This is a genomic window from Candidatus Zixiibacteriota bacterium, from assembly GCA_035380245.1.
Lineage (GTDB): Bacteria > Zixibacteria > MSB-5A5 > GN15 > FEB-12 > DAOSXA01.
On sequence record DAOSXA010000002.1, the window covers coordinates 554879 to 578508 of the forward strand.

The following is a 23630-nucleotide window of genomic DNA, read 5'->3' on the forward strand; positions in this document are numbered from 1 at the left end:
AACCGACTCGTGCCTCTTTTTGAAAGGAACGTTTATGGAATGGACCCGCGGGCAATACCGTATCACCGACAACCGGAACGAAGCCGACATCGATTTCATCGTGGAGTCACTACACTCAACTTATTGGGCTGAAGAACGTCCGCGCGAGGTAATCGAGACTTCTATTGCAAATTCCGTGATGATTCTGATGTTCGACGGCACGAAACCGATAGGTTTCGCACGGATCGTAGCCGACAACTGTACCTTCGCCTGGATCTGTGACGTCTTCGTTCATCCCGACTATCGCGGTCGTAGGCTGGGTGTCTGGCTGATGGAATGCACGCAGGCACATCCGACTTGTAAGGTGCGCATCAACATGCTCGCCACGCGCGACGCCCATACGTTATATGAAAAATTCGGTTATGTACGCCAGGAAGCGATGGTCAAACGCAATCCGCACATAGTCGACTAAACCAGCTTCGCAACAAAGATCAACTCACCGGGATTCTTCGACCCGAACGGTGATCGATCGAATCCGGCATACAACGCTTCAATCTCGAAACCACATCGGACCAGAAGGTGTTCCGCTTCATAGCGGAAGAGGTAACGCATCGGGAACTCATGAACGAGGCGCTCCTCACGACCGTCCGGATGAGTTATGTAATAAATCAACTCGCAATCGCTGATTTGCTTGTAATAATCGCGAGCGGCAATACGTATCCGCCGTCGCATGATCCGTCCGTCGGGTAAGTCGACACCGGGTTCGTCCCCGGCTTCGTTGTAAGCCTTTTCATCCGCAAGAAACTGGATCGAGGGATTGAACAGATCGAAGACCAATCGACCGTCAGGTTTCAAATGCCGATGAATGGCGTTCAGACAGTCAATCTGGTCGGAAGTTTCGATAATATGCTGGAACGGGCGGAAAGGGATCGTGATCAATGAAAAGCGCCGTCCGAGTTCGAACGCTCGCATATCTCCCTGAGTCAAACTCACCTGCGCCTGTACTTCTTCAGGTTGCCGAGATAGACGCTCCCGGCAGCGCGACAGCATGTGTTCGGAGAAATCCAGCCCGACAATTTCTACGCCGGTTTCGGCAGTCGGTATCAACACCCGCCCGGTACCGCAGCCCAGTTCCAGAACCGGGCCACCATACGTCCTGGCCATATCGACATAAAAAGCCACGTCCGGACGGGATTGATAAGGCAACGTATAGTCGTAGAATGCCGCCACAAACGGAAAATCCTGATAGCCGCCACAATGATCCATACTGCCTCCTTGGTTAGTTTATATCCGGACAACTGCCTCAAGGCATATATCCAACATCGCCGCTCTTACGGCTTTGCGATCACGCCAACCACGACGATCCCAACCTTCCCGAACGACCAGATCGCCGAAATAAATAAGCTGAGCCAGTTCGATCCCGCGAAACTCCGCCACCGCAAATAATGCGGCAGCCTCCATCTCGACCGATAAACAGCCCTGAGAAAAGCGGGCTTCGGCCTTGCCGACCGTCTCGCGCAGAACTCCGTCGGTTGACCAGCACTTACCTTCGGCAAACTCAATCTCTTTTTCCCGGAGTAGATCGGTGAGTACCCGACGCGCTCGCTCACCGGGTTTGGCCGGATGTCCCGGTTTGAGATAATGATAGGAAGTCCCCTCATCGCGGATAGCTTCATCGGGCACCTGAAGACCTCCCACCGCCAGTTCTTTATTGAGTGCTCCGGCTCCGCCACAGACCAAAATTTTATGACAGCCGGTTTCGATCAACCATTCCAGCGTTGCCGCCGCCAAAGGCGCACCGACTCCGGGATGAGCCACAGCGATCATACTACCGTTCCTCTCGACGCCATAGACATAATGAATGCCGTCTTCCCAGGGATCTTCGGCCAGTACGTTCACGTCGTCCCGATCTCGGAGTTTTTCCACTTCATCGGCGAAAAAGCAGAGCACGCCATGCGATCCCCCCGCAATCGGTTCAAAGACATGGGATGGATTGATCAGAGCGTCTCGGTTGGAATCAAAATCAAGGATAGGATATTTATTATCGAAAGCCATATCAGATCTCCCGTATGAATCCCCCGTGCGCCAAACAAACAACCCCTGCCGAAATGCTCGTGCAGGGGTGTCTGAAATTTGGTGGAGCCAAGGGGGATCGAACCCCTGACCTCTTGACTGCCAGTCAAGCGCTCTCCCAGCTGAGCTATGGCCCCAAGCGGCTCATATTTTAGTTTATTTGTCGGGATATGTCAACCGATTTGTTCACTAACCGAGTCTTGGGTCAACGCAGATGAGTCTTCGAGGCGATTTTTCCTGAATCCGCTGATCAAAGCCGCCAGCAGGGCGAAACTCAAACAGACATAGGTAACATAACGATATTTGAGCACGAACTGCTCCCCCTCGGGTAGTTGACCGCCAACCGTCAACGCCTCGAACAGCGTCGTCGCTACCGCGACCCCGAACGCCATCCCGATATTTCTGGTCGATGAATTAATACTCGACGCGATCGGTCGTTGCTGTGGTTTCACCGATCCCATCATCGCCGAAGTATTGGGTGAATTGAAAATCCCGACTCCGATACCCACCGTAGTAAGGCCGAACACCATATATCCATTACTGCTGTCGGCCTTGAGAGCGGACAACAGATATAATCCGACGGCAAAAATCAGCGCTCCTCCGACAGTCAGCGCCTTGAATCCGATCTTGTCGGAAATACGTCCCGACAGCGGCGCAATCAACATCATCGTGATCGGGAGAATAATCAAAAACAGACCGACCGTCTGCGGTTCGTAACCTCTCATATCCTGCAAATAAAAAGGCACTAATATCAGAGCTCCGGATAAGGCGGAAAACGTCAGAAACATACCCGCGACTGAGATACGGAATTGACTGTTGCGGAAAATGTCACCACCGATCAAAGCTGTGCCGGGTTTTGATTCACGCCAGATAAAGACAGCCAGTGCGATGAGACTTGACAACAGAAGCAGTCCGAACGGACCTTCCACCTTCATTCTCGAATCGAGCACGGTCATTGCCAACATCCCGCTTAGCAAGCAGATAGAAAGAGCAACGGCGCCCGAGATATTGATTTTCTTGTCTGAAATAGTCGACTTAAATCCATGGAAAAAGGAATAAGCCATCACCGTTCCCACTATGGCTACCGCTGAACTTAAATAGAAAATTACCTGCCAGGGCCATGCGGTTAACATGAATCCGCCAAGCGGTGGTCCGATCATTAAACCCACAGCAACCATCATGGCCATCAAACCGATCCCCTTGCCTCGCTCGCTCGCAGGGAAAGCAGTAGTGATCAAGCCCATTCCCACCGCCTGGAACATCGCACCGCCAAGAGCCTGAACCACTCGACCGACCAGAAGCGGCCCCATACTCGTCGAGACAGCACAGAGAATAGAACCGATTACGAGGAAAATGAAACCGAACTTGTAAGCAAAAGGATACCCCTTCCGCCCCGCCCAGGCTCCAAACACCATGACCAATGACACTACCGTCAACTGGTAGGCAAGCACCACCCAGGCAATCACGTCAATTGCCACGTTCAATTCGGCTGCCATAGTCGGCAAAGCTACATTCAAGATGGAACCTTCGAGAGTACCGATGAAGGTTCCCATGGAGGCTATGGCCAGGAAACGGTAGCGGTGTTTCTGTATTTGGTCTGGCTGCAAACTCGTAAAATCGCCTAAGTTATTGTCCTAAAAAAAGATTGACATTGTAGCAGGTGCTTTATAAGCTTTGCGCGAGATTCGGTCAACATGTTTTTCGGACCTAATTGTATTAAACAATCTTGGAGATCATCCGTCCTCTTTGAAGGGATGAGAGAAGTCGGGGTATGAGTAAGACGGTCCCCGAACTGGTGGAACGCTTTGTACAGGGGGATGAGACCGCCTTCGCGGAACTGGTCAATCGGTTCCAGAAGCGGATATATTCCCTGGCTTACCAGATGATGGGGAATCATCTGGACGCTGATGAAGTGACCCAGGAAACGTTTGTTAGAGTATATCGCAAACGAAAGGACCTTACGAATGTAAATTACTTCTCGACTTTTCTGACGCGTGTGGCCACCAATTATGCCATCGACCTTATCCGTAAGCGTCGAGGGCACAGCGACATAACAGAAGATGCTACGTCTTTGCCGGGGGGCGTCCAAATGGACCTTTCGCGGCAAAACCCCACGCCCAGAGAAGTTTTTGAGAATAAACGGCTGATGGAAGAGATTAACCGGGCTCTCGATCAGTTGCCACCGAGGCAAAGGCTGACCGCCATAATGCATGACATCGAGGGTTACAGTAAAGCTGATATCGCTGCTGTTTTCGGCTGTCCTCAGGCAACTGTCCGGTCCAATCTCCATATCGCCAGGAATAAACTAAAAAAGATACTCAGGCAGCGACTCAAGCTTAAGGAGCAGAAATGACAGACCATCCGGCTTCTTCGCTTCTTGATGATTATCTCGACGGTGAGCTTGACCCCACCACCACCGCCGAGATCAAGAGACACCTGGAAGCCTGCGATCAATGTCGACAGGAATACCAGGAGTCTCTTAATCTCAGGAAGTTGCTGAAGCACAAACCTGCTTATCATCCGGGTGAGGATTACTGGGCTGAAAGCGCCCGGCTCATTCTGGCCCGTACCACCGCAACCGGGTGGATGGATGATACCATCGGCAGGCCACCCGTCGTATCCGAAGTGCGAAGGGGTTTTTATACCTCTTTGGCGGCATTGGCGGCTTCCGTAATTATCCTTTTCTCGGCTATCTACATGGGACAAGGTCAGTCCGCCGGGGCATCTATCACTACCATTGACGGTCAACAGATACTGCTGACCGGAGCCCTTCAGCAGAGTCTGAATGACGATGAGTTCAGTGGCGAGCAAACGGACATGGCTCGCGGATACTTGTTGTTGGGCGCCCCCGGTATGCATGGAAGACTTACAGCGATGAGGGCGGTGACGACAACTACCACCGCCGACAAGCGATAGCTTCAGCAAAGGAAGGCTCAAGTGAAAAGAATAACCGCCATACTGTCCGTAGTGGTCCTGCTTTGCCTGGCTCTCGCCTGCTCCAGTCAGGATCGTAAAATCAGACTCAGAATGTCAAACGAGGTCGGTCTCCGCCAGGTACACAAACAGGAGATGAAGTATACCTGGTATGTCGTCGTGGGCGACTCCGTTACCGAAAAAGGAGGCGGCACCGACCGTTATGTCAGTACCGAAAACCTCCTGAATGTCGGCGAGGATTCGGTTTTAACCGTCCTCGATTCGAGTACTTCGTATCACGTCGTTCCCTCCAAGGATGAAGACAAGAAGCTGGATACGGTTGAAGTATATCGCGCCAACAAATACATGATTCGGCCGGATGGAGAATTTGTCGATGTCGAATTCATGGATGGAAAAGACAGCGCCACGGTCGCCTATTTAAGAAACTATTTCGAACAAGGCTGGCCGGTCTTCCCTACCGGAGAGATCAGCGTCGGGCATACCTGGACTCATTCAACGGCCGTGCGCATGCCTGATGAAACGATCAATGCTTCCACTGATTTCAAGCTGACCAATCTCGTGCGCGAGTCCGGTTATGATTGTGCCGTAATCGAATACAACGGCAACATGATTCTTCCGGTCGATGTCCGTGAGAAAAAGGATTTTCACGAAACGGGCGTTGACCGTATCGAATTGCAGGGACTCATGTATTTCGCCTACAAAGAGGGAGTGGTCGTCCTGGTCCGCGACCATTGGAGCCTTGAAGCTGACAGAAATAAAACCAATGAAAAGACCGGCGAGGAATCCAGTCACAAAATATACCGTGAGACCGATGTAGAGTACTGGCTGATCGATGTCACCTGGCCCTGAGAGCAAACTGCCTGAGTATATCCGGCCGGTCGTTCATAGCGACCGGCTTTTTATTAGCAACATCATATTTCCTGAAAAACCACCTCCGTCACCTCCAAACAACTTGCCAAACGGTCCGGGAATGCTTAGCTAACATGAAGTATATTGGGCAAAATGTCCGATGGTAATCAAACCCGGGGACTTGAAATGACACAGGATAAAGTACTCGAATTCGCGGCTCGTTTTGATCACGCGGCGCTCTATCCCGAGGTTGGTTTGAAGGAGATAGAGAAGGTCTGCCGAGAAGCGGCCGAACATAAGTTTTATTCAGTAGCAATCAATCCGGTCTGGGTCAGAGATGCTGCACGTCTTCTGCACGGAACCGGTGTAAAAGTTCTTTCCGTTTCGGGCTTCCCTCTTTCCGCCCATCGTACCGACACCAAAGTGTTCGAAGCGGTGAAGGGAGTAAGTGACGGCGCGGCTGAAATCGACATGGTGGTCAATGTCGGCTGGCTGGCGTCGGACCGTTTCAAGGAAGCCGAAGACGAAATAACTCAAGTGCGTAAGGCCCTGCCGCACAATGTGATTTTGAAAGTCATCATTGAGGCGGGCAAGCTCAGCGAAGAACAACAGCGGAACGCTACCAGGGCCGTAATCAACGGCGGCGCTCAGTTTGTTAAAACGTGTACCGGATTTTTCGGCGGCGCAACCGTCGAACAGGTACGAGTGTTACACGAAGCGGCGTCGGGTCAGATTGAGGTTAAAGCCTCCGGAGGTATCAAAACGTTGAGTCAATGTCGCGAGCTGCTGGCAGCCGGGGCAACTCGGCTTGGCTGTTCTTCTTCCGTTAAGATCATGGCTGAGCTGGCGAATGAACTATAACAGTGGTTGTTGAAATCAAGTTCGCTGTCTATTATCTTAGGACCGACCATGGAAGACCAAAAACGCCCTAAACGGCCCTTCCTGGGCATGTACTTCAAATGCTGCCGCGTCTATTCGCGTCTGTACTTGAACAAAGAGCAGACAGCTTTTGTCGGCTGGTGTCCGAAATGTGCAGCTAAGGCGGAGATTAAAGTCGCTCCGCATGGCTCATCGGACAAGTTCTTCATAGCGGAATAAAAGTACTTGAGACAAATGGGAATTCTCAAATCCAGAATTGTAGTTGTGCCAATGGGTGAAACCGATTTCACTCTCGTGAATCGCATAGCGGTCGAACTGGGACCTGTTTTCAATCGGTCGGTGGATATCCTGAAAGGGATGAAAATGCCCCAGGAGGCATACAATATAATCAGGAATCAATACTATGCCCTGGTCATCCTTGCCAAACTCGAACGAGTACGAGCCAACAATCGTGAAAAAGTGATTGCTGTTTGCGAAGAGGACCTGTATCTCCCGGATGAAACCTATATTATCGGGCATGCCGATGCACTGGCCGGGACCTGTATCGTCTCTTTGAATCGCATTCGACAGGAGTTTTACGGCTTGCCCGAGGATGATGCCAAGATATATCCGAGACTGCGGAAAGAAGCTCTGCACCAGTTGGCTCATCTGTATGATCTGATGGAGTGTCGCAATCCCAAATGCGTCAACTATCACAGCCAGAGCATGCTTGATATCGACAACAAGGAAGAACGATTCTGCGATATTTGTCAACGCCAGTTGACCGGACTGATCTGAGACGATTGCAGACGTGGAATCTTAAGATATGAATCTCGAACAGGTCATCGATTTCTTTCGGCAGGACGCCTCGGTCCGCGACAGTGTTAAACACTGGCACACCATTCCCCCGCGTGAGGCCCGCTATTCGGATTTCCCCGAGAGTCTCAATCCCCGACTGCGAGCTACCCTCCAGCAACGCGGCATCAAACAGCTTTATTCGCATCAGGCTGAAGCGATTGAGAAAATCAACCGGGGTGAAGATGTCGTAGTCGTTACCCCGACCGCCTCCGGAAAAACGCTCTGCTATAATATCCCGGTCTTGAACGAGATCCTCACCAATCCCGACAGCCGCGCCCTGTATCTGTTCCCGACCAAAGCGCTGTCTCAGGATCAACTCAGTGAGTTGTACGAGTTAATCCAGAAAATGGATGTTGACATCAAAACGTTCACTTTCGACGGCGACACTCCCCACAATGCCCGCCGGTCAATCCGCAGCGCCGGACATATCGTCATTTCCAATCCGGACATGCTGCATGCCGGGATTTTACCGCATCATACCAAATGGATCAAACTGTTCGAGAATCTGAAATATGTCGTAATTGACGAAGTCCATCAATATCGGGGCGTCTTCGGTTCACACCTGGCTAATGTTTTACGGAGGCTCAAGCGAATTTGCGAGTTCTATGGTTCTAAGCCGCAGTTTATCTGTTGTTCGGCAACCATTGCAAATCCGGATACGCTAGCTTCCCAGATTATTGACCGACCGGTTACATTGATCGATAACAACGGCGCTCCCTCGGGAGAAAAGCATTTCCTCATATACAATCCGCCGGTTATAAACGAACAACTCGGCATACGCAAATCGGCTATCAACGAAGCCGCTCGTATCGGTTCGCACTTCCTTAAACACGGCATCCAGACTATTATCTTCGCACACTACCGGTTGTATGTCGAGGTCCTCCTGACTTACCTGCAGCGTGAGTTGGGCGGCGATTACGGCCGGGGAGTCAACATAGCAGGTTATCGCGGCGGCTATCTCCCGTTGGAACGAAGACGAATCGAGCAGGGTTTGCGTGACGGTTCGATTACCGGCGTCGTCTCGACCAACGCTCTCGAATTGGGGATCGATGTCGGCAGTTTAGATGTTTCCATCATTGTCGGTTATCCCGGTTCTATCGCTTCACTGCATCAGCAAGCCGGACGAGCCGGACGGCGCTCCGGGACTTCGGTGACAATTTTGATCGCCAACTCAACCCCGATCAATCAATACCTGTGTACGGAACCGAAGTATATCTTTGACCGCACCCCGGAATCCGGTATCATCGATCCGGACAACCTGATTATCCGCAGCAGTCATTTAAAATGTGCCACGTTTGAACTACCGTTTGACCGAGCCGAGATTGCGAACGAGGACGGTACCGGTGAAATTCTCGATTATCTGTCCGACAGTGATATTATCCGCAAAACCGGTGATCGCTATCATTGGTCGTCGGAGATCTACCCGGCACAACAGGTATCTTTGCGATCGGCTTCGCCTGAGAATTTCGTTATCCTGAACGAATCACGTAAATCGGAGGTGATTGGCGAGATGGATTATTTCTCAGCACCGATTTTCCTCCATCCCGAGGCTATCTACCTTCACGGAGCACAACAGTACCAGGTCACCCGGCTTGACTGGGAAGGCCGCAGGGCCTATGTCAAAGAAGTCGAGGTGGATTATTATACTGATGCTGAAACCAAATCGGATTTAAAGGTTCTCGCGGTGGACTCGGAAAAGCTCTTCGGGGAAACGCTGGCCAGTTGCGGCGAAGTTTCAATCACCATGGTTACCGTGCTGTATAAGAAGATCAAATTTCACACCCATGAGAATGTCGGCTTTGGGCAACTCGATATGCCGGAGCTGGAGATGCATACTCATGCCTACTGGTATGGATTTCCTGAGGATATCGCTGAACAGATCGGCATTTCCCGTGGCAGTTTGGGCAGCGCCCTACGCGGTCTGGCCAACATCATGGGCAAGATAGCACCGCTGTGGGTGATGTGTGATCACCGTGATTTACGCTCGATTTCACAGGTTCGCGCCCCATTCACCGAGCGCCCCACGATCTATATATACGAGAACATCCCCGGTGGAGTCGGCCTGGCCGAGAAGCTATTCTCAGAACACGAGCGACTCTGTGAGGCTTGCCGCGCCCATGTTAGTCGCTGCGGTTGCGCCGACGGTTGTCCGGCCTGTGTCGGCCCGCCTATGGAAGTTTCACCCGACGGCAAATCCGGAACACTTCGCCTGTTGGAATACATGCTGGCTTTTTTACCGGCCTAGGAAACATCGATTATGCAATGTCTTTTTGTCAGCGATCTCCACGGCAGACGCAGTCGTTATGCCAAGCTGTTCCAACTGGTGCGCGATGAACGTCCCGATGCTGTCTTCGTAGGTGGTGATCTTCTCCCCCATGGCATGTCGATCGACGGTTTATTCGATTTTATGGAGGATTTCCTCGAACCGGACTTGAAGAAATTGTCAACCGAACTAGGAGATAATGGTCCGACCTGGTTCGTCATACTCGGCAATGACGACAGTGCCTCACCCGAATCGGATGCAATCGAGTTCGATCGAGTCGGCCTCTGGCATTATTGCCACATGCGCCGGATATCCTTCGGCGAGTGCGACATCTACGGCTATTCCTATGTCCCCCCCACCCCGTTTCTACTTAAGGATTGGGAGAAATACGACATATCTCGTTATGTCGATCCCGGCTGTATTTCACCCGAGGAAGGCTTCCGCACGGTTGAACCGGATCACGAACCCCGTTTCGCCACTATCGCAGATGATTTGAAGCGCCTTACCGAAGGACATGATTTATCTAACGCGATCATGATGTTTCACTCCCCTCCGTACCAGACTGATCTGGACCGAGCGGCTCTGGACGGCAAAATGATCGATATGGCCCCACTCGATGTACATGTCGGGAGCATTGCCATTAAGCGTTTTATCGAAGAACGTCAACCCCGGCTAACCCTGCATGGCCATATACACGAATCGATTCATCTGACAGGTTCCTGGTGTTGTCGAATCGGCCGCACTTATTGTTTTGGAGCCGCTCACGACGGACCGGAGTTGAGTGTGGTTCGTTTCGATCCTTCGAACCTCGAAGCCGCTACCCACGACTTGATATAGCATAACTAATGATATAGCGGGAGGATTATTGACCGATCATACCGTGATCAATCTCACCGGTATTGACACGATCGTCAAGATACGGGTGTCGGCTCAGAAGCAGTAATGTCTTGATCGCCGACCGGCTTGTGAGAGCGATGTATCGGCGCCAGACATAACTGCACGGCAAAAGGCTGACCGTCTGCCTCGAACACAATAACAATTACCGGAGCGTTGTGACGATGAGCTATCTGATGGCCGTGTCCCAGCACTACCGTCGACAATGAAATGTTGAATTTATACTCTGTTTCCTGAAGAGACGTTTTCGCTTTACCGCTGATCATATTGATGATTTCACCGATGCCGTCATGAACATCAGCAGCCGTCAGCTCAGTCTCATCACAATCCGCCATTTTCGCTACCAGCTTGAACGCAAGATCCTGTTTGAAGGTAATCGCCACCACTCCTTCGCATTCACCGGAAAGCGCCATCATACCGGTAACATCGCCAAACACGGTATAACTTCGTTTCAGGAACAGATCGGTGCGCTTGGCGGTTGCCTGGGTAGTTGTTTCGATCACATCGATTGTGGCGCTAATGAACGGCATCACCATGTCGTTGTCGATTTTAACTCGTTTCCCAACCGGCTTCAGGGCATTGACCACTCTCTTTACGAAATTCTCACCGTCGAACGGTTTGAAAATTACTTCGGTTGCACCACTCTGAAGAGTGTCTTTGGCATGTCGGGCATGAGATCGATGTGACGCGACGATGATCGGAACATCACGGAAACCACACTGAGCCCTGAGACTGTGTACCTGAGCCGCCATGAGACGCGGATCGGATTCCATATCACATACGATGATATCCGCCTCTAAGATATCTTCAGGTGTCGGATTGGCCGCCACCCGTACCTCCATGATACCCTTCAGGAACTTGCGCACCGTTTGGCTATTGAGCACCATATCCGAAACGAACAGGAGTTTATTCATCACGATCACCCTTCCCAATCGATGCACTGATCGCAACCATCGGATTCATGCCCATACCGTTCATACCGTAACCTCCATCGAAAGCATCTCGGCCATTTTCTTGGCAAGTATCGCTTTATCGAAGGGTTTAGGCAGATAGTTATTGGCTCCGGCCTGAATGGCTCTTACCACATTCTTCTTCTCACTCTCCGAAGTAGCCATCAAAATCGGGATGTCCCGGAATGAATCGTCGGCTCTGATCTCAACGAGAGCATCAAAACCGTTCATCACCGGCATATTCCAATCCAGAATGACCAACGCTACTTCATCGCGGTGGGCTTTCAGCTTGGCAATAGCCTCCATACCATTCTTGGCCTCGATTGTCTCATAGCCAAGGAGTGACGCTGCTCCAGCGACAATCTTCCGCATTATCAGCGAATCATCAGCGGATAAAACCTTCATGGACTATTCCTCACTGTCCTTAAGGTAATACACATTATCTTCAAACTGGACTCGTCTCAATAGAGGTTTTTGTTCGAGCAGATGTTCAGCAGCGCCGATCACCATTGCCCCTCCCGGTTTGAGTTTTTCATACAGCTTACGATACACTTCATTCTTGACCGATTCGGCCAGATATATCGAAACATTTCGATAGAAAATGAGGTCGAACATCCCCATTTGAGTTACCGGCTTGATTAAATTCAATCGCTTGTACTGCACCATGTTTTTGACTCGTTCATCGATCAGGAAATAACTGCCGATATGATCGAAATAACGAGCCAGTGTCAATCTGTCCAACCCACGACTCACCGCCAGTTTGTCATAGCGTCCGCTTAGAGCCAGGAGCAAAGTCGCCGTGCTGACATCAGTCCCGACAATCTCAAAATCATTTGCGGTAAAATGTACATCGCCACGGTGAGACAACCACCGATCTACCGTTATGGCAATGGAATATGGTTCCTGCCCGGTGGAACAGCCACAGGACCAGATACGGTACGGCTTGATCCTTCTCTTCCTTTCCGCCGCTGGCAGCAGGATATCATACAGTAACCGATAGGGATAACCATCCCGGAACCATAATGTCTCATTCGTGGTAATCGCGTCAATGACACGATCCACCAGCACTTCGTCGGGGCGATTTTCCAATCGGTCGCAGAGTTCCGCGAAGGATCGGCAATGACCATAAGACAATACCTGACGCAGGCGGCATTCGATCAAATAGCGCTTCTCATGGCTGATTTCCATACCGCACAATTTTCGGATATGAGTCCGAAGCTGTTCGAATTCGCGATCTTCCAGATGGATTTGATCAACAACCATGTCCGGCATACTGTCTCTCTCTTCCTAATTCCGCGACTCTTTCGGCGATGAGTTCCAGGGATACCGATTCGTGACTTAACCCGGCTTCATCCACTACTCTTGGCATTCCATAAACGACACAGGAAGAAGCACTCTGGGTTAACATGAAATACTCGCCTCTGCGAGCCAGCGCCCGAGCGCCCATCAAACCATCGCGCCCCATACCTGTCAGAATAGCAGCCAGCACTTTACCCTGAGCCGCTGCGGCTACCGAACGTAACGTGACATCAACCGCCGGACGGCAATTATTAAGAGGGGGGGTGTCATTCGCACAAGCATACAGACAAGTCGATGATCGATTGGAATAACGACGGACAACCATGTGTCGCCCTCCCGGTGCAATAATCACTCGTCCCGGGATAACTTCAGTTTCTTCTGCAAGTTCCATGACGTCAAGGCTTGACCGCCGGTTAAGCTGATCGGCCAGAGATGATGTAAATCCGGCCGGCATATGTTGTACCACCAGGATCGGAAAAGGTAAATCCTCGGGAAGCGCCGGTATTATCTGGAGAAGAGCATTGGGTCCGCCGGTAGAACAACCAATCACCATAATCTCGAATCCATCACGAGACATCGGGCTGATTTTATTCGGCTTCGGATATACCATCGGCGGCGGAGTTGCTACGACAGCATCTGTTTTTTCTCCATGTTTCGCCCGGATTGCCATTAGCGCCGGAGCCAGATACCGCTCAAGATACTCTGCGACATGATCCTGATCCTTTGCGGTAGGTTTGGGAATGAAATCTACCGCTCCAAGTTCGAGAGCCTCGATAGTCCAGCGAGCAGATGAAGGACTTGCTGCGGAGAACATAACTACACTGACATCAGGAAAACTTTCACGGATCTCGGCTAACGCTTCAATACCGTTCTTCACCGGCATTTCTACATCGAGTATCACCAGATCGGGGATTAGCTGCGCAACACGTTCCAATGCAGTTTCGCCGTTGGATGCCACCCCGACCACTTCAATCCCGTCCAACTCAGAAAGAGCCGTACGCAAAAGCGTCCGGTATGTGATCGTGTCATCTACAATCAATGTTTTCAGCTTAATAGACATTCAATCCTTCGTCCCCTCATTTACAATGTCTCGACACTTAACCCCGGGAGTGAAATGCTTTCCAAGAGTGAACCTACATTCAGTATCAATAGAAGGTTGCTGTCCTCTTTAACAACTCCGCGAAGATGGTCGGCAATGCATACGGGTATATTCGCAGGCACAGCCTTAATAGCGGACTCTTCCACATTGAAAACATCTCCAACTGCGTCAAAAATAAATCCCACCCGATCTAGAGAAGTATGATCCTCAAATCCGCTGCCACTTTTATAGATGTGTAATTCCTTATCAGTTTTAAAAACTGCGATAGTACGATCGGAAGAAGTATTCCGAGGCGGCAATTGCATAAGTACGCCTGGATCGAACACCGTCAATACCTGTCCCCGGAGGTTCGCGGTTCCTATAACTCCCGGAGGGACACCATATACCGTCGTCAGTAAAAGTCGACGATTAATCTCCTTCACCAGGAGAATATCGACGGCAAAAACAAGTGAACCGATTCCGAAAGTAACATACTGCCAGCTACTCATTGGCTCCCCCCGAGTTTGTCAGAGTCTTTTCGATAACTTCGAGGAGCGACCATTTATCGAAACGGCAGGCCACCGCATCGGCTCCCAGAGCAGCCGATCTGGTGTCGGCAGGATTGGAAGTCAAAGCAATTACCTTCATGGAAGATATCCCCGACTCACGTAACGGCTGATAGTCAGGGATAGTATCGCCATGACTCCGCCCCGGAGAAAGAATCACTACTTCCGGTTGCCAATCGGCAATAACTTCAACAGCTTCTTCCATATTGCAACATGTTTTCACCTGGTGACACCCTGATAGGAAATGGGTAATCATGGCTCGCCAGATCGGATTACACTCCAACAAGCATACTTTTCTGCTCGTTGGCGGCTGCTCATCAACCTCTGCTTTTACCTTACCGACACGATCCATGATTTCAATCATTTCATGTATATCCAGCAGAAGTATCGATTGCCCGTCATGGCTTAAAGCGCCCATCACACCTGATCCTTCGACCTCAGAGTCATTGACTGGCGCTGTTGATTCTGCGATATCGTATACAATCCCGGCCACCAGCCCTACCGGCTGATTGGTTCGTTTGGGAGTTATTATGAAATAATGACTCTCGTCCTCATTGAGTTGTGGCAGATCAATAAACCGGTGAGGCAGGAATAACTTGACCAGAGCTCCCTGACGTTCCACGAACAGCTCACCATTAATTGTATGTATTTTTTCTCTGGGAATTTTATCGATGCGAGAGATTTGTTGGATAGGTACGGCACAACGTTGTGAATCGCCATATCCAAAAACCAACAGCGAAGCCGGAGAGCTATTACCGACATCCATTACCGCTGTCGACGCAGTCTCTCTATCCCCCCCGGGTCCACTCAATCCGGCAATTTCCGACATTCCGGCAACATCAAGGATCATTGCTACCTGCCCATCACCGAGAATAGTTGCCCCGGCATAAAACCGGCAGCTCTTAACGAAACTGCTCAGTGGCTTGACCACAATCTCCTCACTATCCAGAAGACGACTGACGATCAGCCCAAAACGATCAGCTCCCGACTGCAGTATCAGAACATTTCGTCTTTCTTGTCCTTCGGCATTGCCGGTCACGCTGAAGCGAACGGAGCTATTGACCTCCTGCCCACTAAGCAATTCACCCAGGTCTATTAACGGAATGAGTTCTCCTCTCAAATTGAGAATCCGGCGGTCCCCAACCGTTTCTATCGGATATTTTGAATTCGGTCCGCCGGCGTATACCATTTCCTCCAGGCTTGCGCGTGGGACGGCATAACGTTCGTTGCCTACGGCGACTATCTGTGAGGGCATAATGGCCAGAGTCAGTGGAAGGTTGAGGCTGAAAGTTGTTCCCGAACCGATTTCCGAACGAAGATCGACATTTCCTCCAATTCTTTCCACGTTATTGCGGACAACATCCAGGCCGACTCCTCGACCGGACAGATCGGTTATGGTGTTGGAAGTCGAAAATCCCGGAATGAAGATCAGCCTGCGGAGTTCCTCCGGAGACATGCCGTTAAGTTTGTTATAAGGAAGTAGTTGACGTCTGAGTGCAGTAGCTTTCACCGCTGAAGGATCAATTCCACGCCCATCATCCTCTAATTCGATAACCACTTGTCCGGCTCTATGAAACGCTCTCAGGGTTATTTTACCCCGGGGTGACTTATTCGCTTTATGTCGTTCTTCAGGTGTTTCCAGGGCGTGATCAACAGCGTTACGAACTAAATGAGTAAGCGGATCGATCAATGCTTCGATTATCGACTTGTCGACATCGACGTCACCACCGTTAAGCCTCAGATCAATCTGTTTTCCAGTCTTCCGCGACAACTCGCGTATCACTCTTGGAAAACGACCGAACAACGCACTTACGGGCTGCATGCGAGCACTCATGATTGCACTCTGCAAATCACTCGTAATGAGGTCGAGTGATTGAATCAACGGCATCATGCCCCCGCAAGGTGATTGAACCGATTCCGCCATTTGCTTGAGTTGGTTGCGCTTTAAAACCAACTCGCCGGCTAAATCCATAAGCCGGTTCAGGGTAGACACCGAGACACGCAAAGTGTCATCGACTCGCTCTACACCGGTCATAGCTTTGGAAGATACTTCCTGGGATGCCCCTGAAATCGAGCCACTATCTCGTTGGAGTGAATCCCCCTTTTCATCTTCCGGCTTTTTCAGATCGACAACCAGTTCCAGCAACTGCTTCATGCTAAATTCAGTCACCTGAGTCGGCCTAAGATCAAGACCCTCCAGCAGGAAATCTTCCTGCAGGACTGTCGCAAACATGAATTTCAGATAATCCCATTCAGAATCTTCATCCGGACTTGCCGGGAACCGGTCAATTGCCGGCTCGGTACCCAGAATGGTCCCTACGGAGCCAAGCAAATCCACTATTTCGGACGGTAATTTACCGGCTTTAAAAATGTCTTGTTGTACGTGATAACGAATGAAATAAAACGCGTTTCCCCTGGCTGTAAGTTTCCTGATAGCATCATGATCAACTTCGACCGGGATACCTGCGTTGTCTTCATCAAGGAAAGACATTTCACCGGCAGGATTCGATTGCGACAACGGTGCATCTTCAGTAGTTTCATCCATTATATTTTTAAGCAATGCCACTTCCGTCCGGATATCGACCGCATCAGAATTATTCAGGTCTTCGATCATCGGCTGAAGTTTGTCATTGGCCTTAAGCAAGGCATCTATCATTTCTATCGTAAGCGGGCGATCTCCGTCACGGACCTTCATCAGCAGACTTTCCATCAGGTTTGACAACTCGCTGATCCCGTTGAAACCAAAGAACAACGCTGCCCCTTTAAGCGAATGTACCGCTCGGAACACCTCATTGATGGTCGCCTGATCCGGTTGTGAGGGATCACTCTCCATCCGCAACAAACCTGGTTCTATCTGAGCCAGATGTTCGCGCGATTCCATTACGAAATCTTCAAGGAGATCGCTGGTAAACTTATCGGACACCAGAAATACCTCAGAATCATTCTCAAGCTATGGTGCTGCCCCTCGATGAAGCACGATGTCGCTGAGCACCCCGTTTTCAGTCGAGTTCGACTTCGCCGGAGATATTCATATTTCCGGACGAAATCACCCTGTCTTATGAGAGATCGGTTGATTTCAGGGAATACTTCAGCATCGGAATGAGCCTGGCAGCCAGTCAAACAAGGCGTATCCGACACTGATCAAATTATGAACAGGTCCTACCTGGGGAATATACTATAGAGAATCCCGACAGACATTCAGATCAAGGATAACGTCTGCATTACGGTGATACGTTGAACGAATTATAGCGTAGATTCTAATCGACAGGAGGTAGCCCTAGAATACCGACAACTTGAAGTATTTCCTCGGGTTTTCCTGGATATCCGCCACGAGACTGTTGACTCGGGCCAGAAGATCGACTGTTTCGACATAAAGCCCGGTATCACTGACCAGCATGCCCAGAGAGCCTTCGGCATTGTTCAGACTGGCCATAACCGTATCTAGTCGCGCGGAGGTGGAAGCAAGATTATCATAGAGAGCCGGATCGGAGATAACCTTACCAAGCGTACCGGTGCTGTTATCGACCTTCTCCGTCAGATGCTCTACAGCTTCCGCCGTAGTTTGCAACGAAGCCACAATTTTCTCCTGATTGCGCGTCAACTCCTGCACTAGCCTGGTCAGATCACGGCTAAGGGCAGTAAGGTGCACATATAGCTGGTCATCGGACGATAGTTTGCCGAGAGTACCTTCACCGCGCGACATACGTATTAAAACCGAATCCAGACTACCGGCAATACTACCGGCTTGCTCCAGTACTTCCGTCCCGGCGGCGAACATGCGTTCAGCACTGCCGGGATCACTCGTGGGGACAACATTCCCCTCAATAATCCGCTCATTGTCGACCGGCCCGGGAATAAGCTCAACCATTTTATCACCAAGCAGACCGATAGTACCAAGCTGCACGACACTGCCCTGAGTCAGGAGCGGCCAAACCGATTCCTTGATACGGAAGACTACCTCGACTTGACGGGCTGAATCGAGATTAACGAACTCTATTTTTCTGACATTACCGACTTCGACACCGGCCATCCAAACGGGTGATCCCTTGACCAGACCGTTGACATTGGCGAAATAGCCTGTGAACTCTACTTTGTTATCGAATATCGAGGTCCCGCCACCGGTCAGTGAGGCCCATATTCCGAAGGCAATCGATATTATGAGCAGAGTTCCTACTTTCAGGGAACTCCATTGTGTTGTCGTAGTCTTTTTCATATTAAAATCACTCGTCAAATTCCCATGGCAACACGGCTGTCCGCTCAAGCGGTTGTAACCGGCGCCTGATGATTAAACTCCCCCGTTCACTCCAACCGTCACGAACCTGCGTTCGAGTACCGCCTGCATCGATGAACGAAACGGTTTAAGAAATTCCACAACCAGCGGTTCGGTACAATCGCGCAGAGCCTCAAGTCTACCGTCGAACACCAGTTGACCGTCCACGATTACAACGTAGCGATCGGCGATGGCAAAGGCATCCGCAATCTGATGAGTCACCACGATCGAGGCAACCGTTTTTTCGTTTTTCAGCTTCTTGATCAGAGCCAGAACATTATCGGTCGACTGCGGATCAAGTCCGGTCGTTGGCTCGTCGTAGAGCATGACTCGCGGATTGGTTGACAACAAAGCTCGTCCGATAGCCACTCGGCGTTGCATCCCCCCCGACAATTGCTCTGGTAATTTATCGATCACTTCGTCACTGTCCAAGCCAACGAATCCAAGCATTTCACTGGCTTTGCTTTCGACTTCCGTCCAGGATAGTTTGGTATGCTCAATCAAATAGTAACCGACATTCTCCCCTACGGTCAGTGAATCGAACAAAGCGCCGTCCTGAAAAACCATCCCAATCTGCTTGCGAATCTCCCGCTTCTCGCGCTCCCTGAGAAGACATAGATTGTGACCATCCACGATGACATCCCCGGAGTAGGGACACTCGAGACCCAGAATCAGACGCAGCACGGTCGATTTACCCGATCCTGAGGGCCCCATAACGGCAATAGCTTCATTATCCGCCACATCGAAAGAAACATTACGTAAAACTATCTTGTCGCCATAACCGAAAGTGACGTTTCGCAGGGAGATCATAAGTACCCCTTGATGTACGAGAACACCACCTTAGTTATGAAGAAATTTACAATCAGGATCGTAATCGATGAGGCTACCACCGAGTTGGTCGTTGCCCGGCCGACTCCTTTGGTGCCGCCTTCCGACCTGAAACCGAAATAACAGGAGATAAAGGCGATCACGAACGAGAAGATAAATGGCTTTAGAATTCCAACGAATAGATTGCCGAAAACCATGCGCTCCATCACACTGGCCCAGTACATGGTCGAGGTAATATGGGCAATAAACACCGCGATTACCCAGCCGCCGAGAATAGCAATAGCATCGCAAATGACGGTTAAAACCGGCAACATGACTACCAGCGCCACCAATCGCGGTACGGCGATTTTAGCAATCGGATCGATACCGAAAGCAACCATCGCATCAAGCTGATTGGAAGATTTCATGGCGCCTATCTCAGCCGTTATACCGGACGATACCCGGGCTGCGAACATCAGACCGGTCAGGGTAGGTCCCAACTCACGTAAGATGGCGATAGCCATGATCCGTCCGAGATAGTTCTTGGCTCCGAAATCGGCCAGTTCCTGCGCAAAAGCCAGCGCAAAGCCCTGCCCGGCAAAAACACCGGTGAGTACGATCAAGTACAACGACCCCACCCCAATCGTGTACATCTGCTCCATCGTCTCGGCTAAATAGGTACGCCGCGAAAACAGGGCGGTTATCATCTTGAGCGAAAAAAAGAACAGCGATTGAGTGTGCTCGGCGGCACTCTTCAATCGGTTGTTGATCGCTGTCAGGATGTACAAATCGAACTCCTTATTCTCGCCCCATTGTATCCGTAATAGCTCGCTCAGTCAAGGTAATTTGGCTTTTGATTATTCTGCGAAAATGTATATTGAATGCCAATATCCGGCATTTTGACACGTTATACATGCTGTTTGAGGATATGTTCATTAGTGGAATGAAAGCTTGCTGTTGTGACTGACAATACCAACGAAAAACGCGGACATGCCGTAGCTCTGTTCTCCGGCGGACTTGACTCTGTTCTGGCAATCTTGCTGATGTTAAGACAGAATATCGAGGTAACAGCGCTTAACTTCATGACCCATTTCGACTGTGACCCGGGTGATCGTTCTTCCGGCGGTTCCAATCTGTATCCGGCCGCCGATAAATACGGCTTCAACGTTAAGCTCATGCACCTGGGACAGAAATTCGTCGACATTGTGCGCAAACCGAAATTCGGCTATGGCAAAAACATGAATCCCTGTGTCGATTGCCGTATCCTGATGCTCTCCGAGGCCAAAGAGTTCATGGAAATGTCAGGAGCCGATTTTATCGTTACCGGCGAAGTGATGGGACAACGCCCGAAATCACAGGTAAAGGACAAACTCAACCTGGTGCTGAACGAAACCGGTCTCAAGGGTAAAGTATTGCGTCCGCTTTCGGCCCGGCTGTTGCCGCCGACTGAACCGGAGTTGTCCGGTATGGTCGATCGCGAACAACTCGAGGGTATTTCCGGCCGCTCACGTAAACGACAGATGGAACTGGCCCGGGAGTTCGGTCTTGAGGACTATCCCGCTCCGGCTTCCGGTTGCCTGCTGACCGATGCCGGTTATTCCGCACGCCTGCGTGATTTACTGGCCAATAGCGAGCAGATTTCTTTCGACGACCTCAATCTGCTGCGTTACGGTCGGCAGTTCCGTTTCGATCCGGCTACGAAAGTTATCGTAGGGCGCAACGAAGCAGACAACAACGGCATCCTGGCCAACTGTAAATCCAGCCATATCAAGCTGGAAGCTGTTGGAATCGGATCCCCAATAACGCTGGTAATCGGTGATGCTTCAGAAGAGAATCTTCAGCGTGCCGCCCAACTGACCGCACGTTATTCCTCCGCGAAATCCGAGAGTGAGGTCGAAATAACCGTATTCGCAGGTGATACAGAACACATCCTCCGAGTAGCCCCGACCGACCCGAGTGAACTGGGGCTCAGACCGTTGGGATAGCTGGATCAACGTTTTAGGAGACGCTCAAACAGACGCCACCTGATCCTATCCGCCAGGGAGACAAATCCCCCGGACTGCGCGACGAAAGGCCATCCCATTGAGTGTCGTGCCGAACATCCGGGCGGAATGCCTTTTCAACGGAACCTTGGATTGACCGGATTAACCAAAATGAAAAGGTCTCAACATCTTTGTTGAGACCTTTCTCTCCTCACCAACCGGGGATTTATCAGGCAACGTCACCGCCAAGAGCGTTGCCATCCATCGCTGATAATCGGCAGGTTGCGGGCATGCCTAGTTCATTGATCAGGCTACCCCGGTTGTTCATAATATAAACAAACTCCGTGCCAATCGTCACGCCATTCGTCTATCGTGTTGTTTCACAACTTATTAACACTTCCTGCCAGATACGGATTATAAGGCTCCATCGATAAGAATCGCAGTTCTTGTTGAGATTTTGGCGCAGAATCTGTGTCGACGGCCTTTCAAGGCTTTATAACGCAACTTCTGTGTCCTATTTACCGGATAAAAAAAGCCCCCCGGCTATGGGGGGCTTTAATGGCTATTTCGGAACGCCCGGGCAAATTAACGTGTCCACCCAGAGCGAAGATAACTGCTGCTTCGCTTACTTAAGCAGCATCATCTTCTTGGTTTCGGTGTTCGTCGGCGTCGTCAGACGATAGAAATAAACACCGCTTGAGAACTGCTCGCCGTCCCAGGTTACTTCATGCTGACCGGCATCAAGCGTTCCGGAGACGACCGTGCTGACCTTCTGGCCCAGCACGTTGTACACCGACAGGTCAACCTCACCGGCCTCAGACAAAGAGAATTTGAATGTGGTCGACGGGTTGAACGGATTCGGGTAATTCTGCGCCAGATAGAACTGATCCGGCACTAATCCGTTGACCTCCGACATCGATACCCTGGTGGGATTGAATTCCGGCTTCTCAGTCACGATTTCGTTGTCCTGATGGTAAACGAAAGTCAGGCTGTGATACGGCGCCTCGGTTTCGATTGCTTCCAGGGTAATATCTTCGACCGAGGGATCATCCACCGTGAAGACCAGATTGGCCACAGCTCCTTCGCCGGCGCCCAAATCGGGTTTTGCGGTTTCGGTCATCTGCGGCAACAGTCCGATAATGACCGTGTTCGCTTCGTTGTCGATAGAAGCGATTTTCAAATCAAAATACTCGACCCGTGTGCCCTCAAAGTTCACCTCCTGCAAGGTCACTCCTTCGGAGAATCCGAGAGCAATGTCCATCGCTGCGAGGTTGTCTTTGTTAGTGATCTGCAACGGGACCGTGATTGTGTTGTCGTCGCCGAGAGTCCCCTTAGCCGCAAAGAATTGGTCGGCCGCGCCAAAGACCATCGCCGGGACCAACATAATCGTGAGAACTACCAGTGTCAGGTTAGTTCTTTTCATCAAGGTCCACCTCCTCACCATAAGTCCATTGGTTCCATGTTTAAGCTGCTACGCACGTAATCCTTACATGCAATCGTGCAACCACTTTCCTGCAATACGACCTGCAATCCTCGGAAGATAGTTCTTGAGTGTGGATCGAAAAATATCATCGGTGGGTGAGCAGTTACCCTATATTTAAGTTAATGATACCTTGAGTTTTGTCAAGCGTATTGTTCTGTATAGCCTCTTTAACTGCAATCAGGGTAAGATGATACTGATGTGGAGTGACCTCGTCCAAAGGTCTGTGCAACTATTGTACACCAGTAAGATGCATCTTGTTCCTGAATCTTGCCAAGTTTTTTTATCAATTTTTAATCGTTCTTGCAGCATTACAGCAACCCGACACAACGCAAAAAGTGCGCCAGGCTTACGCATAGGCGGAAATTCATCTTAATTTGGGGAGCGCATCCCCCTCGGGGATTGTTGACAAACCTCTATCGCCGGCGGAGACAAGCCCCCCGGCTACGCGTTCAGTGGTTCTAACCTCGCGTAGCGGGCGGCCTTGTGT

General features: G+C 50.6%; 22 protein-coding genes and 1 tRNA gene. 9 read left to right on the plus strand and 14 right to left on the minus strand.

The window, feature by feature from the left end:
• Positions 1-34: 34 nt before the first annotated feature.
• Complete coding sequence (locus PLF13_07555; protein HOP07129.1) at positions 35-451, plus strand: GNAT family N-acetyltransferase; 417 nt, start codon at positions 35-37, stop codon at positions 449-451.
• On the opposite strand, the gene PLF13_07560 is transcribed toward PLF13_07555, so the two are convergent.
• The 4 genes from PLF13_07560 to PLF13_07575 all read right to left on the minus strand — a co-directional run bounded on the left by PLF13_07560 (position 448) and on the right by PLF13_07575 (position 3659).
• Positions 448-1245: a class I SAM-dependent methyltransferase gene (locus PLF13_07560; protein HOP07130.1), complete on the minus strand. Its 798-nt coding sequence runs from the start codon at positions 1243-1245 to the stop codon at positions 448-450. The genes PLF13_07555 and PLF13_07560 overlap by 4 nt on opposite strands.
• Before the next feature lie 18 nt (positions 1246-1263).
• Positions 1264-2034 carry a nucleoside phosphorylase gene (locus PLF13_07565; protein HOP07131.1) on the minus strand — a complete coding sequence of 257 codons (771 nt, stop codon included), beginning with the start codon at positions 2032-2034 and terminating at the stop codon, positions 1264-1266.
• 79 nt (positions 2035-2113) lie between these two features.
• Positions 2114-2189 (minus strand) — tRNA-Ala (locus tag PLF13_07570).
• 36 nt (positions 2190-2225) lie between these two features.
• Positions 2226-3659, minus strand: coding sequence for an MFS transporter (locus tag PLF13_07575; GenBank protein HOP07132.1), 1434 nt, complete (start codon positions 3657-3659; stop codon positions 2226-2228).
• A gap of 164 nt (positions 3660-3823) precedes the next feature.
• Here PLF13_07575 and PLF13_07580 point away from each other — a divergent pair, with 164 nt between their 5' ends.
• The 7 genes from PLF13_07580 to PLF13_07610 all read left to right on the plus strand — a co-directional run bounded on the left by PLF13_07580 (position 3824) and on the right by PLF13_07610 (position 10651).
• Positions 3824-4405, plus strand: a complete 582-nt coding sequence (locus PLF13_07580; GenBank protein HOP07133.1) for an RNA polymerase sigma factor — start codon at positions 3824-3826, stop codon at positions 4403-4405.
• Positions 4402-4968: a zf-HC2 domain-containing protein gene (locus PLF13_07585; protein HOP07134.1), complete on the plus strand. Its 567-nt coding sequence runs from the start codon at positions 4402-4404 to the stop codon at positions 4966-4968. The genes PLF13_07580 and PLF13_07585 overlap by 4 nt, the downstream gene beginning before the upstream one ends.
• A 21-nt stretch (positions 4969-4989) precedes the next feature.
• Positions 4990-5835: a hypothetical protein gene (locus tag PLF13_07590; GenBank protein ID HOP07135.1), complete on the plus strand. Its 846-nt coding sequence runs from the start codon at positions 4990-4992 to the stop codon at positions 5833-5835.
• A 186-nt stretch (positions 5836-6021) separates the two neighbouring features.
• Positions 6022-6696, plus strand: coding sequence for a deoxyribose-phosphate aldolase (deoC, locus tag PLF13_07595; protein HOP07136.1), 675 nt, complete (start codon positions 6022-6024; stop codon positions 6694-6696).
• A gap of 288 nt (positions 6697-6984) precedes the next feature.
• A complete protein-coding gene (locus tag PLF13_07600; GenBank protein ID HOP07137.1) occupies positions 6985-7491 on the plus strand; it encodes a peptidase zinc-dependent in 507 nt (168 codons plus the stop codon).
• A 28-nt stretch (positions 7492-7519) separates the two neighbouring features.
• Positions 7520-9796 carry a DEAD/DEAH box helicase gene (locus tag PLF13_07605; GenBank protein ID HOP07138.1) on the plus strand — a complete coding sequence of 759 codons (2277 nt, stop codon included), beginning with the start codon at positions 7520-7522 and terminating at the stop codon, positions 9794-9796.
• Between the two features lie 12 nt (positions 9797-9808).
• Positions 9809-10651, plus strand: coding sequence for a metallophosphoesterase (locus PLF13_07610; GenBank protein HOP07139.1), 843 nt, complete (start codon positions 9809-9811; stop codon positions 10649-10651).
• A 74-nt stretch (positions 10652-10725) separates the two neighbouring features.
• Here PLF13_07610 and PLF13_07615 read toward each other — a convergent pair whose 3' ends face one another.
• From PLF13_07615 to PLF13_07655, 9 genes are all read right to left on the minus strand, one after another.
• Entirely contained in the window at positions 10726-11622 is an 897-nt protein-coding gene (locus PLF13_07615) for a chemotaxis protein CheX (GenBank protein HOP07140.1), read from the minus strand.
• A 60-nt stretch (positions 11623-11682) separates the two neighbouring features.
• A complete protein-coding gene (locus PLF13_07620; GenBank protein HOP07141.1) occupies positions 11683-12063 on the minus strand; it encodes a response regulator in 381 nt (126 codons plus the stop codon).
• Between the two features lie 3 nt (positions 12064-12066).
• Positions 12067-12930, minus strand: a complete 864-nt coding sequence (locus PLF13_07625) for a protein-glutamate O-methyltransferase CheR (protein ID HOP07142.1) — start codon at positions 12928-12930, stop codon at positions 12067-12069.
• On the minus strand, positions 12911-14017 hold the full coding sequence (gene cheB / locus PLF13_07630; protein HOP07143.1) for a chemotaxis-specific protein-glutamate methyltransferase CheB: 1107 nt from the start codon (positions 14015-14017) through the stop codon (positions 12911-12913). Before cheB ends, PLF13_07625 begins: the two co-directional genes overlap by 20 nt.
• 20 nt (positions 14018-14037) lie before the next feature.
• Positions 14038-14544, minus strand: a complete 507-nt coding sequence (locus PLF13_07635) for a chemotaxis protein CheW (GenBank protein ID HOP07144.1) — start codon at positions 14542-14544, stop codon at positions 14038-14040.
• Entirely contained in the window at positions 14537-17524 is a 2988-nt protein-coding gene (locus PLF13_07640; GenBank protein HOP07145.1) for a chemotaxis protein CheA, read from the minus strand. The genes PLF13_07635 and PLF13_07640 overlap by 8 nt, the downstream gene beginning before the upstream one ends.
• A 354-nt stretch (positions 17525-17878) precedes the next feature.
• Positions 17879-18814 carry an MlaD family protein gene (locus tag PLF13_07645; GenBank protein ID HOP07146.1) on the minus strand — a complete coding sequence of 312 codons (936 nt, stop codon included), beginning with the start codon at positions 18812-18814 and terminating at the stop codon, positions 17879-17881.
• A 72-nt stretch (positions 18815-18886) separates the two neighbouring features.
• The gene (locus PLF13_07650; GenBank protein ID HOP07147.1) at positions 18887-19681 is read right to left on the minus strand and encodes an ATP-binding cassette domain-containing protein; all 795 of its coding nucleotides are present in this window, start codon (positions 19679-19681) and stop codon (positions 18887-18889) included.
• Positions 19678-20466: an ABC transporter permease gene (locus PLF13_07655; GenBank protein ID HOP07148.1), complete on the minus strand. Its 789-nt coding sequence runs from the start codon at positions 20464-20466 to the stop codon at positions 19678-19680. The genes PLF13_07650 and PLF13_07655 overlap by 4 nt, the downstream gene beginning before the upstream one ends.
• 171 nt (positions 20467-20637) lie before the next feature.
• On the opposite strand from PLF13_07655, the gene PLF13_07660 reads away from it, so the two are divergent.
• Positions 20638-21663 carry a hypothetical protein gene (locus PLF13_07660; protein ID HOP07149.1) on the plus strand — a complete coding sequence of 342 codons (1026 nt, stop codon included), beginning with the start codon at positions 20638-20640 and terminating at the stop codon, positions 21661-21663.
• A 622-nt stretch (positions 21664-22285) separates the two neighbouring features.
• On the opposite strand, the gene PLF13_07665 is transcribed toward PLF13_07660, so the two are convergent.
• Positions 22286-23083 carry a T9SS type A sorting domain-containing protein gene (locus tag PLF13_07665; protein ID HOP07150.1) on the minus strand — a complete coding sequence of 266 codons (798 nt, stop codon included), beginning with the start codon at positions 23081-23083 and terminating at the stop codon, positions 22286-22288.
• Between the last annotated feature and the right edge of the window lie 547 nt (positions 23084-23630).

Excerpts from the sequence above, each read along its gene's own strand:
- deoC (HOP07136.1), top strand. The coding sequence starts at position 6,022 with ATGACACAGGATAAAGTACTCGAATTCGCGGCTCGTTTTGATCACGCG.
- PLF13_07580 (HOP07133.1), top strand. The coding sequence starts at position 3,824 with ATGAGTAAGACGGTCCCCGAACTGGTGGAACGCTTTGTACAGGGGGAT.
- PLF13_07645 (HOP07146.1), bottom strand. The coding sequence starts at position 18,814 with ATGAAAAAGACTACGACAACACAATGGAGTTCCCTGAAAGTAGGAACT.
- PLF13_07610 (HOP07139.1), top strand. The coding sequence starts at position 9,809 with ATGCAATGTCTTTTTGTCAGCGATCTCCACGGCAGACGCAGTCGTTAT.
- PLF13_07650 (HOP07147.1), bottom strand. The coding sequence starts at position 19,681 with ATGATCTCCCTGCGAAACGTCACTTTCGGTTATGGCGACAAGATAGTT.
- PLF13_07625 (HOP07142.1), bottom strand. The coding sequence starts at position 12,930 with ATGCCGGACATGGTTGTTGATCAAATCCATCTGGAAGATCGCGAATTC.
- PLF13_07615 (HOP07140.1), bottom strand. The coding sequence starts at position 11,622 with ATGAATAAACTCCTGTTCGTTTCGGATATGGTGCTCAATAGCCAAACG.
- PLF13_07555 (HOP07129.1), top strand. The coding sequence starts at position 35 with ATGGAATGGACCCGCGGGCAATACCGTATCACCGACAACCGGAACGAA.
- PLF13_07560 (HOP07130.1), bottom strand. The coding sequence starts at position 1,245 with ATGGATCATTGTGGCGGCTATCAGGATTTTCCGTTTGTGGCGGCATTC.
- cheB (HOP07143.1), bottom strand. The coding sequence starts at position 14,017 with ATGTCTATTAAGCTGAAAACATTGATTGTAGATGACACGATCACATAC.
- PLF13_07585 (HOP07134.1), top strand. The coding sequence starts at position 4,402 with ATGACAGACCATCCGGCTTCTTCGCTTCTTGATGATTATCTCGACGGT.
- PLF13_07620 (HOP07141.1), bottom strand. The coding sequence starts at position 12,063 with ATGAAGGTTTTATCCGCTGATGATTCGCTGATAATGCGGAAGATTGTC.
- PLF13_07665 (HOP07150.1), bottom strand. The coding sequence starts at position 23,083 with ATGAAAAGAACTAACCTGACACTGGTAGTTCTCACGATTATGTTGGTC.
- PLF13_07635 (HOP07144.1), bottom strand. The coding sequence starts at position 14,544 with ATGAGTAGCTGGCAGTATGTTACTTTCGGAATCGGTTCACTTGTTTTT.
- PLF13_07605 (HOP07138.1), top strand. The coding sequence starts at position 7,520 with ATGAATCTCGAACAGGTCATCGATTTCTTTCGGCAGGACGCCTCGGTC.
- PLF13_07600 (HOP07137.1), top strand. The coding sequence starts at position 6,985 with ATGGGTGAAACCGATTTCACTCTCGTGAATCGCATAGCGGTCGAACTG.
- PLF13_07565 (HOP07131.1), bottom strand. The coding sequence starts at position 2,034 with ATGGCTTTCGATAATAAATATCCTATCCTTGATTTTGATTCCAACCGA.